General features: G+C 41.0%; 16 protein-coding genes. 9 read left to right on the plus strand and 7 right to left on the minus strand.

The window, feature by feature from the left end:
- Nucleotides 1-48 precede the first annotated feature (48 nt).
- A complete protein-coding gene (locus ACFO0S_RS00545; protein ID WP_378139040.1) occupies nt 49-825 on the plus strand; it encodes a sporulation protein in 777 nt (258 codons plus the stop codon).
- Nucleotides 826-864: 39 nt separating this feature from the next.
- Here ACFO0S_RS00545 and ACFO0S_RS00550 read toward each other — a convergent pair whose 3' ends face one another.
- Entirely contained in the window at nt 865-1,068 is a 204-nt protein-coding gene (locus ACFO0S_RS00550; RefSeq protein WP_378139042.1) for a DUF5342 family protein, read from the minus strand.
- A gap of 64 nt (nt 1,069-1,132) precedes the next feature.
- Between ACFO0S_RS00550 and ACFO0S_RS00555 the strand changes: the two genes are divergently transcribed.
- From ACFO0S_RS00555 to ACFO0S_RS00570, 4 genes are all read left to right on the plus strand, one after another.
- Complete coding sequence (locus tag ACFO0S_RS00555; RefSeq protein WP_378139044.1) at nt 1,133-1,531, plus strand: ferritin family protein; 399 nt, start codon at nt 1,133-1,135, stop codon at nt 1,529-1,531.
- 62 nt (nt 1,532-1,593) lie between these two features.
- The gene (locus tag ACFO0S_RS00560) at nt 1,594-2,739 is read left to right on the plus strand and encodes a DUF445 domain-containing protein (protein WP_378139046.1); all 1,146 of its coding nucleotides are present in this window, start codon (nt 1,594-1,596) and stop codon (nt 2,737-2,739) included.
- 11 nt (nt 2,740-2,750) lie between these two features.
- Nucleotides 2,751-3,092, plus strand: coding sequence for a YlbF family regulator (locus ACFO0S_RS00565; RefSeq protein WP_378139048.1), 342 nt, complete (start codon nt 2,751-2,753; stop codon nt 3,090-3,092).
- 88 nt (nt 3,093-3,180) lie between these two features.
- Complete coding sequence (locus ACFO0S_RS00570) at nt 3,181-3,960, plus strand: enoyl-CoA hydratase (RefSeq protein ID WP_378139050.1); 780 nt, start codon at nt 3,181-3,183, stop codon at nt 3,958-3,960.
- Nucleotides 3,961-3,987: 27 nt separating this feature from the next.
- Here ACFO0S_RS00570 and ACFO0S_RS00575 read toward each other — a convergent pair whose 3' ends face one another.
- Nucleotides 3,988-4,173 (minus strand): YhzD family protein, encoded by a 186-nt coding sequence (locus tag ACFO0S_RS00575; protein ID WP_378139052.1) that lies wholly within the window; start codon nt 4,171-4,173, stop codon nt 3,988-3,990.
- 86 nt (nt 4,174-4,259) lie between these two features.
- Here ACFO0S_RS00575 and ACFO0S_RS00580 point away from each other — a divergent pair, with 86 nt between their 5' ends.
- Genes ACFO0S_RS00580 through yhaM form a run of 3 tightly spaced genes read left to right on the plus strand, consistent with a single transcriptional unit; the run spans nt 4,260 to nt 8,759 of the window.
- Nucleotides 4,260-5,402, plus strand: coding sequence for a metallophosphoesterase family protein (locus ACFO0S_RS00580; protein WP_378139055.1), 1,143 nt, complete (start codon nt 4,260-4,262; stop codon nt 5,400-5,402).
- Nucleotides 5,399-7,861 (plus strand): AAA family ATPase, encoded by a 2,463-nt coding sequence (locus ACFO0S_RS00585; RefSeq protein ID WP_378139057.1) that lies wholly within the window; start codon nt 5,399-5,401, stop codon nt 7,859-7,861. The genes ACFO0S_RS00580 and ACFO0S_RS00585 overlap by 4 nt, the downstream gene beginning before the upstream one ends.
- A complete protein-coding gene (gene yhaM / locus ACFO0S_RS00590) occupies nt 7,821-8,759 on the plus strand; it encodes a 3'-5' exoribonuclease YhaM (protein WP_378139059.1) in 939 nt (312 codons plus the stop codon). Before ACFO0S_RS00585 ends, yhaM begins: the two co-directional genes overlap by 41 nt.
- A gap of 33 nt (nt 8,760-8,792) precedes the next feature.
- Here yhaM and ACFO0S_RS00595 read toward each other — a convergent pair whose 3' ends face one another.
- Nucleotides 8,793-9,701 (minus strand): peptidylprolyl isomerase, encoded by a 909-nt coding sequence (locus ACFO0S_RS00595; RefSeq protein ID WP_378139061.1) that lies wholly within the window; start codon nt 9,699-9,701, stop codon nt 8,793-8,795.
- A 132-nt stretch (nt 9,702-9,833) separates the two neighbouring features.
- On the opposite strand from ACFO0S_RS00595, the gene ACFO0S_RS00600 reads away from it, so the two are divergent.
- Entirely contained in the window at nt 9,834-9,929 is a 96-nt protein-coding gene (locus tag ACFO0S_RS00600; RefSeq protein ID WP_378139063.1) for a YjcZ family sporulation protein, read from the plus strand.
- Between the two features lie 40 nt (nt 9,930-9,969).
- Here ACFO0S_RS00600 and ACFO0S_RS00605 read toward each other — a convergent pair whose 3' ends face one another.
- From ACFO0S_RS00605 to ACFO0S_RS00620, 4 genes are all read right to left on the minus strand, one after another.
- On the minus strand, nt 9,970-10,155 hold the full coding sequence (locus ACFO0S_RS00605) for a hypothetical protein (protein ID WP_378139065.1): 186 nt from the start codon (nt 10,153-10,155) through the stop codon (nt 9,970-9,972).
- A gap of 60 nt (nt 10,156-10,215) precedes the next feature.
- Complete coding sequence (locus ACFO0S_RS00610) at nt 10,216-10,758, minus strand: DUF3267 domain-containing protein (protein WP_378139067.1); 543 nt, start codon at nt 10,756-10,758, stop codon at nt 10,216-10,218.
- A gap of 94 nt (nt 10,759-10,852) precedes the next feature.
- Nucleotides 10,853-11,389, minus strand: a complete 537-nt coding sequence (locus tag ACFO0S_RS00615) for an HTH-type transcriptional regulator Hpr (RefSeq protein WP_378139068.1) — start codon at nt 11,387-11,389, stop codon at nt 10,853-10,855.
- Nucleotides 11,390-11,513: 124 nt separating this feature from the next.
- Complete coding sequence (locus ACFO0S_RS00620) at nt 11,514-11,888, minus strand: YtxH domain-containing protein (RefSeq protein WP_378139070.1); 375 nt, start codon at nt 11,886-11,888, stop codon at nt 11,514-11,516.
- Nucleotides 11,889-11,926: the final 38 nt, after the last annotated feature.

The raw sequence follows: 11,926 nt of genomic DNA on the forward strand, positions 1-11,926 counted from the left end.
TGGATTAGTCGGACGTAGTTATTTAGGAAGCTAAGTTGAGAGGAGATTATGCACGTGTCGATATTTCAAAAAATGCTGGCAAGCGTGGGAATCGGATCTGCAAAAGTAGATACCATCTTATCAAAAGCGGTTTACCGAGCAGGTGAGATGCTTGAAGGGACGATCAAAATTTATGGAGGTACAAGTGACCAACAAGTAGATGCGATTTATCTATCGGTTTATACCACGTATCTTCGTGAATCGGATGATCGGAAAGTGACGGATTACGCAGCTATTCACAAAGAAAAAGTTTCGGAGCGTTTTCTCATCACTGCTGGAGGGCAAAAGGATATACCTTTCCGTTTTACTCTTCCTTTTGATACGCCTGCGACAAAAGGCAGTACACGCGTATGGATACAAACGGGGGTGGATATTGCCTCGGCAAAGGACCCAACAGACAAAGATTTCATTCAAGTCGAACCTACACAGATTGCCCAACACGTCTTACAAGAAGTGGAACGTCTTGGATTCCGCTTACGCAAGTCGGAATGTGAGCAGGCGTCTCGTAAATACCGAGGCATCTATCCATTTATGCAAGAGTTTGAGTATGTGCCGATGACAGGAGAATTCTACGGAAAACTCGATGAACTCGAAATCGTATTTCTTTCACAAACGGCTGAAAAAGCAGAACTGTTACTGCAAATTGACCGAAAAGCACGTGGGTTTGGCGGTTTTTTAGCAGAGGCACTTGATCAAGATGAAACGTATGTGCCTTTGACTTTGACCAAGCAGCACCTGTCATCAATCCATGACCAGTTGTACCGCATTCTCAAAAAATATTCCTAATGAAAAACGCTTCGCCAATCCATTTTGGCGGAGCGTTTTTCAATCATAGACATGAAAAACCATGAGTTCATGGATAAATTGTTTGACCTGTTGTTCATTTTCCGGAGTAGCGTCCAACCAGTTGATGGTCCCGTCCTTCTCATATTCCGCACGATATTTTTCATGCTTATAGTAAAACTGCACTTCCCAGCCAGGAAGGGCTTTATTTTCGTAGAGTGAGCGGTAACTAAAATGCTGTAACATTTTTTAGACTCCTTTCATATGCTCATTTATTTTAGCATAAGTTCTATAGAAGGGAGAGAGCTGAATGAATACTGAACTTGAAAATGTGATTCGCGATAAATACGAAGCATATTACCACTATCGTCAACTATACGATCATACGAGAGACAAAACATTACGTAAGTCGATTCTGCATATTGCTGAAGATGAAAAAGCACATTACGAGATGTTCCAGCAACTTTATTTCCTGTTAACAGGAGACTACGTAAAGAATCTAAAGAAGCCCGAACCTTTTTCAGACAATCGACAGTTTTTACACCATGCTCTCGAGAAAGAACTCGATGCTGCTGACCACTATAAAATGCTTGTATTGAAAGCGCAAGGGTCTGAGCATGTTACTCCTTTTTGGATTGCTATGCACGATGAGATGGAACATGCCATCCGGCTTCAAACATATCTCTATGAATTTGATGAGAGGTCCTGATTCCTTCAGGAGCTCTCTTTTTGATATACTAACAGCTAGAGAATACAGAAAAAGGTGAAGAAATGTCCATTTTATTAACCATCCTCTTTATGGCGGTCATTGGTGCCATCATTGGTGCATTTACCAACCATATTGCCATCAAAATGCTCTTTCGACCATACGAAGCAAAGTACATTGGTTCGTGGCGAGTCCCATTTACTCCTGGGCTTATTCCAAAAAGACGTGAAGAACTTGCAACTCAACTTGGAAAGCTCGTGATTCATTATCTCTTAACTCCTGAACTGATTGAGCGAAAGTATTTAAATCAGCAAGTACGCGATAAAATCGAAGCATTCATCCATCAACAGGTTGTGGATCATGCGGGATTATCTGAAACACCAATTGAAGAATGGCTAGAACGAGCGGGAGTTTATGGGGCAGAGGAGCGGATTCAGACCGTTATAGAAGAACAAGTGGACTATCAGTCGCTTCGACTCATTCACTCTATTCAGACAGGCAAACTTTCAGAATTGATGCCAGAGAGCTGGATTGCGAAAGTGGATGCCAATGTACCGGAAGTGACAGAAATCATTCTCCAGAGAGGGCAAGACTACTTTGCATCCGAGCAAGGGAAGCAGACGCTGAAACAGCTCGTTGATGATTTTCTTGTATCGAAAGGCACGTTCGGTAATATGGTACTGATGATGGTGGGAGATTCCGACACATTTGCACGAAAATTGCAGCCGGAAATCAGCAAGTTTTTAACCGCACCGAATACGAAAAATCTTATCTCTGGTTTGCTTATAAAAGAGTGGAACGAGCTTAAAGAGCGTCCACTTGCGGAACTTCTTAATGGATTTGATGCAGAACCAGCAATTGCCGACGTAAAAGCTTATTTGTTCAATCAAATCAACCTGAAGAAGCAACTCGGTGAACCCATCACGAGATTTTTGCCAACGGCTGAAAGCTTTTTGACTGCCAAATTGATTCCTAAAGTAACCAATTATGGATTTGAGCGTATTCTGGCAGAACTGCCTGCATTGTTTGAGAAACTTAAACTTGATCAAGTCGTGAAAGAGCAAGTAAACACCTTCCCAGTTTCACGATTAGAGGAACTTGTGTTAGGCTTATCAAGAAGAGAATTTAAAATGATCACAATTCTCGGCGGTCTCTTGGGTGGTCTCATTGGAGTCATTCAAGGAATCATCGCTATTTTACTCAATAGTTAGGAGCATACGACATGAATATTTACGACGATATTAATCGCTTAGAAGCGACACTTCGCACGACTACCGAAATGCAAGATGTGAAGCAAGCCATCGAAGCTGTAAAAAGCGACGAAGAGGCAAAGAATTTATTTGAATCTTTCCGTAAAATCCAAATGACGCTACAAGAGAAGCAAGTAAAAGGTGAGGAAATTGCTGGAGAAGAGCTTGAATATGCTCAAAAAACAGCCCAGCTTGCCCAGTCAAATGAAAAGATCATGGTCATGTTAGAAGCTGAAATGAAGCTAAGCCAATTGATTGAAGAAATTAATCGAATTTTATTAAAACCTGTTCAGGAACTTTACGAACAATTTTAATAATATGCTGCTATTCATATGAATAGCAGTTTTTTTGAAGGATTTTTTGAGATATTTGACGAATTAAGTAGGAAGAGGAGGGGAAAGTATGTCATATCAAACACTTGAAGTCACAAAAGAAAAGCATGTTATTACGGTGACGTTGAATCGCCCAGATGCCCTAAACTCAATGAATGGGCAAATGATTCAAGAACTACGTGATTGCTTTACATCGCTACTAAACGAAAAAGATGCGCAAATACTTATCCTAAAAGGGAGTGGTCGTGCATTTTCTGCAGGTGGGGATATCAAAGCGATGCTCGCTAATGATGGATCTTTCGAAATGAAAACCATCATGAAACAACTGGAAGAGCTTGCGCTCGCCTATTATTCGCTGCCGATGTTAACTATTGCTTCCGTGCACGGAGCAGCTGCAGGACTTGGCTATAGTTTAGTGCTTGCTAGTGATTTCATTGTAGCGGAGAAATCTGCCAAACTCGCAATGAATTTTATAGGCATCGGCCTAGTACCGGATGGAGGCGGTCATTTCTTCTTGAAAGAACGTACAGGTATTCCTGGTGCGAAGCACATCATCTGGCAAGGAAAGATGATGACAGGGGATGAAGCCCACGCTGCGAAGTTGATTGATCAAGTAGCCGAAGATGGTACTTTACAAGACACAACGAATGCTCTAGTGAAGCATCTCTCGCATTCGCCAGTTGAAGCCATGATTTCTTCCAAACAGATTTTACACGGGACGAAAATGGATGAACTGAAATCTGTCTTAGCGGAAGAAGCGAAGGTTCAAACCAACTTGAGAACGTCAGAAGATCATCTCGAAGGTATTGATGCCTTTGTTTCGAAACGAAAACCTTTTTTCAATCAGTAAAGCTCGCCAATTTGGCGAGCTTTTTGATTAAACGTGGAATAATACAAGTTTCCCTGCTGTATTGACGAGACGATGAGTCGTTTCTGTAAACCCTTTTTCCTCCACTTGCTTTTCTCCTAGACGTTTCGCTTCTTCATCTGAAGCGAATTCCCACTTCTCTTCAGCAAGAAGCTTTCCGGTTGGATCAAAAGCTGTAAATGTGTAAGTGTGCACTTGCTTCTCCCCTTTCTCTATAGTCAGTATACAGAAAAATCCCATGTGATATAATAGAACAAGCATTCGATTTAGGGGGGATTTGCATGACCATTCATTTTTTTCATGCGGCGGATTTACATTTAGGAAGCCCATTTAAAGGACTTCAGCAAATTCCAGAAGACTGGCGGGAACGGCTATCACTGGCGTCGTATCTTGCATTTGATCGATTGATTGAAGACGCAGAGCGAAAGCGTCCCGATTTCATTGTCTTTGCTGGGGATATATATGATGGGGAAAATCGAAGTTTGCACGCGCAATATCGTTTTCAAGAAGGATTGAAACGCTTGTCAGCTAGCAATATCCCGGTGTACATTATCCACGGAAATCACGATCATTTAGCTGGGCGCTGGACACGATTTGACTATCCGCACAATGTAACAGTATTTCAAGAGGTTCCTCATACGCACATTCTGAAACTTTCTCATGCAACCGTTCAACTTACAGGGTTCAGTTATGCTGAGCGCCATATTCAAGGAGCTGTTATTGGGAAGTTCCCGGAAAGACAGTCAGAGGTTGATTATGCTATTGGATTACTGCATGGCAGTGAAGCGTCTCAGAAAGAGCATGATGTCTATGCACCTTTCTCAATTTTAGAATTGCAATCTAAGAATTACGATTACTGGGCTTTAGGTCACATTCATAAAAGACAAATTCTCACTGAAAATCCACCAATCGTCTATTCAGGGACCCTTCAAGGTAGAAACCGGAAGGAACGTGGAGAACAGGGATATTTGGAGGTAAAGCTACAGGGAAAAAGCGCAGAACTCACATTCTGTCCTGTTTCAACCGTCCGATTTGAACAAGTCGAAATCGATGGTACCGAAGTCCGTACGATGGATGAATTACTTGAATGCATACTTTCTCAAGTGACCGATTTGTCAGGTTATTGCGTAATAGACTGCTCTCTGCTCCTGAAAAAAGGGGATTGGCTTCAAGTAGAGAGTGATGAATTATATACATTTCTAAATGAAAAATTGACAGACCTTAGTACGCATCACTTTTTTAACCGAATGACCATTCAGTGGCAACAAGATATGCCATCTCCATTTAAGCAGCTGTTACAGTCAACCGAAGTAACCCGCTTGTCTGTAGGTTTGACCACCTATCTGCCAGAACGAAATGAGTGGGAACAGAGTGTGAGGGAAAAACTGCAGGCACTCTTGCAGGAACGGGGGAATGGACAATGAAAATCCTGGAACTTTATGTTTATGGATTTGGCCAACACCGCGACCAACATTTTCTGTTTGATGAAAGACAAGCCATCATAGGCCCCAATGAAAGTGGAAAATCAACACTCTATGAAGCACTCCTGCAAATTTTATTTGGATTTCCGACGCGTGCGAATAGCAAACGGATGGAACCGAAAAATGGAGGGAGTTTCGGTGGGTGGGCACGTATCGAGAAAGAAGGTACCCTATATCAAGTAGAGAGGGTGACTGGAAAATCTGCGGGGCATGTCACGGTCTCACGAGATGGGCATGTTCTTGGCGGAGAAGATACATTATCGACTATATTAAACGGACTAACACGATCACAAGTAGAAGCGATTTTTGCCTTTCATGTTTTCGATTTGCAACAACTTCACCAATTATCTGAAGAAGATTTAACCGAACTGTTCTTTGTCAGTGGGACGACCGGTAAGAACCCCTATGCGGATATCAAAAAAGAAGCTGAAAAGGAACTGCAACGCCTCTATCGTCCGGGTGGTAGAAAACCACTAATCAATCAACAGCTCGACAAATTGAAAAAACTAGAGCGCTCTCTCGATCAAGCCGCTTCACAGGAGCAGCTTTATTCTCAGCTGCAACACGAAGAAGAAAGCTTACATAAAGTCATTCACACTGGGCGAGTGAAGGTTAGAAGATTGAAAGACTTACTTTCATCAGCGGAAGAACAGCAAGTGTTGCTTCCATACTTTGAGGAATATGATGAATTGATACAGCGAACCACACCTTCCTATTCCTTAATTTCAGAAGAACAAGAAACCCTTGCGCTCGCATGGGAAAAAGAGCGACGAGAACTTTCTGCGCGACTTGAGAAAGTCGCGCAGTCCTCGATAGATTTCCAAGATACCAACCAATTGAAATATGACATTCAACAATTGGAGGATTTCCTTCAAAAAGAGACGCAGTGGCGTGAAGCCCGGGCAAAAATATCTGAACTAGAAGAGCAGCTAGAAGCGATTGTGCGAGAACAACAACCCATTCTCTCGTCGCTACAGCTGCCGGAAGACGCGGTGGAGAAACATTTGCCGTCATTTGATTTATCTTACCAACAAGAAGAACGACTGCAGAAGTTAATGACCAAAGAAAGAATGCCCACATTTTCAGGTCCTTTGTTGTTCTTTCTTGCGGCTTTAGTAGTGACTGTTATAGCAATTCTTTCGGAACAATGGTGGGGATTATTTCCAGCTTTATTATTTGTCGGTCTTGGCTTTCTGAACCAATCATCCAAGAAAGAAGTATCATCTGCTGACATAGCCATACAGCAATTTTTTAAACCCTATCATATTCAAGTTAGTTCTACCTACAGAGCCGAGACGATCTTTGATTCATTGCGTCAGCTTCAAAAATTAGAAGTTGCTTATCGTCAAATCGAAGAACGCTTATACCAGTTCCAGGAAATAATTGATCGCATTCATCATGAAGCAAAAGATATCCATGTAGAAGAACTGGGTCAAGGAGAAGCCTTCCGAGAAGTACGCAGTCAGTTAAATGCAAAGTATGCTCAGTTAAAAGCGTTACAGTTAGCCAATGAAGAATCGGCTCACCAAAATAAAAAGAAGCAGGACTGGAAAGAAGAACTCGATCTGTTGACGCATCAATTGACCTCCATTTTTGATGAACTCAACATTTCATCCGTGGAAGAATTTTATGACCGCCTTACGTACTCGAAGCAAATGCGAAAAGATCAAGAACGTCTAAAGGAAATACGCCTCCGTATTGAAGGGAAAGAGCGAAGAGACCTCTCCAAATCAAAAATTCAGATTGAACTAGATGAAGCAGAGACAGAGTTGGAAGATTCTATTCATGCGCTTATGACGGTGAAACAGAAGATAGAACAAGTGATCAGCAATCAAGAGCGCAGCATGCTACTGCAGACTTTTGAAGAAGAAAAGGCGTATTATGCTTCCCTGGTGACGGAATATGCTGCTTGGAAGACGCTCTCTGAGAGAATTGAGCAGATGTATGCTCACTACCAACAGGAAGTATTCCCAGCCACTCTACAACGTGCGAGTGACCTGTTTAAACGGTTTACAGCAAATGCGTATACCTTTCTACATTATCAAGAAGGAAGTTTTTATGCGGTTCATTCTCAGGGCCATCGTTTTAAACCCGAAGAGCTGAGCCAAGCGACGAAAGAGCAAGCCTATCTTGCGTTACGATTTGCATTAGCGGAAGAAATGGCGAAGGAGAAACCGTTTGTGCTTCTGATGGATGATCCGTTTGTCCATTTTGATGCGGTTCGTTTTCAACAAGTGGTACAATGGTTGTTGAGTGAAGACAATACACTGCCGTTTATTTATTTTTCTTGTCATGAAGAAATCATGGAAGCGCAACCTTCCATTTCTATAGTGAACTTGCAAGCAGAGAGGAGCTTATATTATGAAAGGGATCACAACACTACGCGTAGGAGATTCAGTTGATCATTATCTATTAATCAAACAAAGCACAACAGGTGTAACGACCGTCGGAAAACCGTTTATGTCACTTGTCCTTCAAGATAAAAGTGGAGATATCGAAGCAAAGCTCTGGGATACCAGTGAGGAGCATGAACGTCTGTATGGTGCGGAGCAAATTGTTAAAGTAGGGGGAGAAATCCATGACTATCGCGGCAAACTTCAACTACGTGTAAAAAGTATACGTCCTGTGAAAACGGATGAGGGGATCGGCATTACTGATTTGGTACCTTCTTCAGAGAAATCTAAAGAAGAACTGATGACGGAACTCACACCTTATCTCTTTGAAATGAACAATCCAAACATTCAACGTCTGACACGTCATTTGTTGAAAAAACACCATCAAGCGTTTACTACGTATCCGGCAGCTACACGTAACCACCATGACTATGCATCAGGTCTGATTGATCATGTGGTCTCCATGCTGCGTTTAGGGAAGGCGCTTGCTGAACTCTATCCAACACTTAATAAGGATTTGCTTTATGCAGGAATCATGTTGCATGACGTAGGAAAGGTTATCGAATTATCCGGACCAGTGGCTACTTCTTACACGATTGAGGGTAATTTGTTAGGCCACATTTCGATTATGGTGAACGAGATTGCCATGGCTGCCAAAGAACTTGAAATCGAAGGCGAAGAAGTCATGTTGCTTCAACATTTAGTTCTTTCCCATCACGGAAAAGAAGAGTGGGGCAGTCCGAAACGTCCAATGGTTCGAGAAGCCGAAATACTCCATTACATCGACAACATCGATGCGAAAATGGCGATGTTAAATCGTGCACTAGAAAAGACAAACCCTGGTGAATTTACAGAACGTCTTTTCCCACTTGAGAATCGTTCCTTCTACCGACCTACGTTTGATTAAAAAAAATCCACTGCTTGAGCAGTGGATTTTTTGTTATTCAGCTGAATCTTCTTCAGTTGTTTCTTTAGCAGCTGGCTCTTCGTAATCTAAGAAGTTCGCAAGTGCTGCATTTAAATCTTCATCTTTAATTTCTACATTTCCGTCCTTCATTAACTGAGCGACTTTCCCAAATAGCGCATTCGTATCCGCTTTTTCAAGCTTCACTTCACGCGCTAACTCTTCTTTCATATCTTCATATGATTTTTCAATATCACGTTTTTCAACAACTTCAATGATGTGGAAGCCAAATGACGTTTGAACTGGATCACTGATAACACCTGGCTCTAAAGAAAATGCGACTTCTTCAAATTCAGGGACCATCTGGCCTTTTCCAAACCATCCTAAGTCTCCGCCTGAAGTTTGAGCTTGTGGTTCCGTAGAGTATTCTTTCGCGAGCTCCGCGAAATCTCCACCGTCTTCAAGCTTTTGCTTCACTTCGTTTGCTATCGCTTCATCCTCAACTAAGATATGACGAGCGTTTACTTCTGTCTTTTGTGCATCGTATTTCGCTTGAATTTCTTCCTCAGAAGCTTCTACATTTTCAATTAAGGCTTCTTCTTGTAACAAGTTTAATTTTAGGAATTTTTTATACGACTCTTCGTTGTACCCTTGCTGAGCAATATACGCCTCGAAGTTTTCGCCATATTCTTCTTTATCTGCATCAAGAGCCGCTTGGACTTGTTCGTCAGATACATCATATTTAGAATCTAATGTTTTTTCGATCATAAGTAGTTGAAGAGCTTGATCGCCAATCGAAGCTTTCATTTCGTTATAGAGATCCTCTTGAGTAATATCTCCAAATTCAGAACTTACGACAACTTGTGATGTGGATTCTTCGTCAGAGCATGCACCCAAAGCAAAAATAGACGCTGCTAGCGCAGTTGTTACTACGATTTTTTTCATACTATAATCTCTCCTAACTATTTTCAGACAATGCTTACTATAACATAAACGAAAAAAAAACAAAATAGTTGCATCACTGCCTAAGCAGTGAAGTATTAGCTGTCATATGTTAGAGGACAAGGGGGTGAGAACATGGGTAATAACTATTCAGGCGGCGGAACAGGCTTTGCACTGGTTGTCGTTTTATTTATTTTGTTGATTATTGTAGGGGCTATTTTCTATTATTAATTCCAAAAGAGAACGGATGCCGTATAGGCATCCGTTCTTCTTAACTAACATAAGTTATTTCTACATAAAGTGCAACGAACAGTACCATTATACAAAAATTGAGCATACGGAATACTTTCGTTTGTTTTTCTTCTGATAGTTCACGCGAAGTGACGAAGGCATAAGCCATTCGATTGATTTGAAAAAAATAGAAGGCGGCAAAGACCATTAATGCCAAGATAATCATAACGAAACTCCCTTCACTAGCCTCTTCATCATAGCAAATAGGGAAGTCTGCCGCAACAAATTAAACCCGTGGTGCTACTAGGATTTCATAGCCGTCTTCGACTTCTTCAATAAACGCCTTTTTCGGGGAATGGATTAATTCTTTCACATAAATTAAGTCAATGACACACATTCCGCAGTGATAAGCAAACAGAATCTGGAAGTAATGAGCGAATGATGGCCAAATGAGCATCCCAGAAATAAATACAGCGGAAAGTAACAAAAATGGTAACAGTAGTGCAAAAATAAAGCGTCCTTTACCGATCGGTTCACAAATTCGAATCATAAACATCGGTATGATGCGAAAATGCATCGTGCGAATAAGTCGGACTCTTCCTTTTTGTGAGACTAAAGGAAGGTAATGCAGGAACTTATGAACAGGGTAAACAGCCAGAAATCCGATAAGAAAGAACAGAAAATACTCACTGGATGCTCCACTATCTGTCATAAATGTGAATCCAATATAGGTAAAAGAAAAAATGATAAATACAAGAAATGAAGATAATAAAAAGATGCGATCATAACCATATTGTCGTTTAATATTAATGCTTTTCCAGCATTGCATGGTAACACTCCTAAGTTGATTGTTCAAGAGTATACAATACGATGTTTTTAGAGCTTTTTCAAGTGCTTCCTATTTAAAATTTTTGTAGCCGCTTTCATTCCTTCTCTTCAAAGTCAAATTCATTCTCGATGTTGGCTAAAGATCGTTCAAAAATATCCATAAAATCATCACCATAAATGTTTCGAATTACAGCCATCATATCCATAAATTCAGGAAAACGACCATAGATCGATTTGATGGGAAGAGAGCCTTCAATCACCGAATGGGACGTATTATGATAATTCTCATACATCTCCTCAAGTAGGGCAGATCCTTTGTCTGTGACTGTCACATACGTGTTTCGCTTATCATCTTCTCGTTTAGAGAAAGCGAGTAGTTCCCGTTGTTCTAATTTTTTTGAAAAGTTGAAGGCGGTAGAAACGTGCATCACACCAAATTTGGCGATATCAGAAATGGTGGCTCCTTTTAAATGATACGCAATCCACAAAATGTGATGTTCATTTATATTCAAGTCATACGGTTTGATCCACGCCTGCCAGTCCTTTTCAACAGCTTTCCATAATGCTTTTGAAAGTTGGCCGAGTCGTTGACTAAATATCATGGCTTCTTTTAGAGAATAGTTTTCTGACATAGAGTTTCCCACCTTTACCGTTCGATTTTGTTAGTATTAGTATACCAACAGAACGTTAGAAACGGAAATACTTGAATAGAATACTATTGGTTAAAAAATAAAACAGGTACCTAAAGGATACCTGTTACGATGCTTGCTCTTTCGATTTTTTAGGAAGGGCTTGTTGAATTTCATCCATGGAACGTTGGATAGCTTCAAGATCTTGTTGAATTTTCTCTTGTATTGGAGCCGTTTCTCTTTGCCAAGTATCAATACTTTCTTTCATTCCAGTCAACGTGTCTGGCGCAATTTCTTTTGCAGAATTGATGACCTGTTGCAAAGATTCCTTTACTTCTTGAAACTGTACTTTAACGTCTTGAAAATCTGATTTAAATCCAGCTGAAGTCGCTTTGATTTTTGAACGTACTTCTTTCCCGCTCTTGGGTGCTGTAAGCAAGATGGCTACAGAAGATGCGACAGCTCCACTAAGCAGACCCCAAACAAATTGGCTTTTATCCATTCGAGTCACCACTTTCATTTCTCTCTTGTTGTACCTAT

The organism is Chryseomicrobium palamuruense (genome assembly GCF_042649045.1).
In the GTDB taxonomy this organism is placed as follows: Bacteria; Bacillota; Bacilli; order Bacillales_A; family Planococcaceae; genus Chryseomicrobium; species Chryseomicrobium palamuruense.

Coding starts and splice junctions, on each gene's coding strand:
- ACFO0S_RS00550 (WP_378139042.1), bottom strand. CDS start 1,068: ATGTTACAGCATTTTAGTTACCGCTCACTCTACGAAAATAAAGCCCTT.
- ACFO0S_RS00620 (WP_378139070.1), bottom strand. CDS start 11,888: ATGGATAAAAGCCAATTTGTTTGGGGTCTGCTTAGTGGAGCTGTCGCA.
- ACFO0S_RS00605 (WP_378139065.1), bottom strand. CDS start 10,155: ATGATTATCTTGGCATTAATGGTCTTTGCCGCCTTCTATTTTTTTCAA.
- ACFO0S_RS00580 (WP_378139055.1), top strand. CDS start 4,260: ATGACCATTCATTTTTTTCATGCGGCGGATTTACATTTAGGAAGCCCA.
- ACFO0S_RS00595 (WP_378139061.1), bottom strand. CDS start 9,701: ATGAAAAAAATCGTAGTAACAACTGCGCTAGCAGCGTCTATTTTTGCT.
- ACFO0S_RS00585 (WP_378139057.1), top strand. CDS start 5,399: ATGAAAATCCTGGAACTTTATGTTTATGGATTTGGCCAACACCGCGAC.
- ACFO0S_RS00565 (WP_378139048.1), top strand. CDS start 2,751: ATGAATATTTACGACGATATTAATCGCTTAGAAGCGACACTTCGCACG.
- ACFO0S_RS00610 (WP_378139067.1), bottom strand. CDS start 10,758: ATGCAATGCTGGAAAAGCATTAATATTAAACGACAATATGGTTATGAT.
- ACFO0S_RS00615 (WP_378139068.1), bottom strand. CDS start 11,389: ATGTCAGAAAACTATTCTCTAAAAGAAGCCATGATATTTAGTCAACGA.
- yhaM (WP_378139059.1), top strand. CDS start 7,821: ATGAAAGGGATCACAACACTACGCGTAGGAGATTCAGTTGATCATTAT.
- ACFO0S_RS00600 (WP_378139063.1), top strand. CDS start 9,834: ATGGGTAATAACTATTCAGGCGGCGGAACAGGCTTTGCACTGGTTGTC.
- ACFO0S_RS00545 (WP_378139040.1), top strand. CDS start 49: ATGCACGTGTCGATATTTCAAAAAATGCTGGCAAGCGTGGGAATCGGA.
- ACFO0S_RS00570 (WP_378139050.1), top strand. CDS start 3,181: ATGTCATATCAAACACTTGAAGTCACAAAAGAAAAGCATGTTATTACG.
- ACFO0S_RS00560 (WP_378139046.1), top strand. CDS start 1,594: ATGTCCATTTTATTAACCATCCTCTTTATGGCGGTCATTGGTGCCATC.
- ACFO0S_RS00555 (WP_378139044.1), top strand. CDS start 1,133: ATGAATACTGAACTTGAAAATGTGATTCGCGATAAATACGAAGCATAT.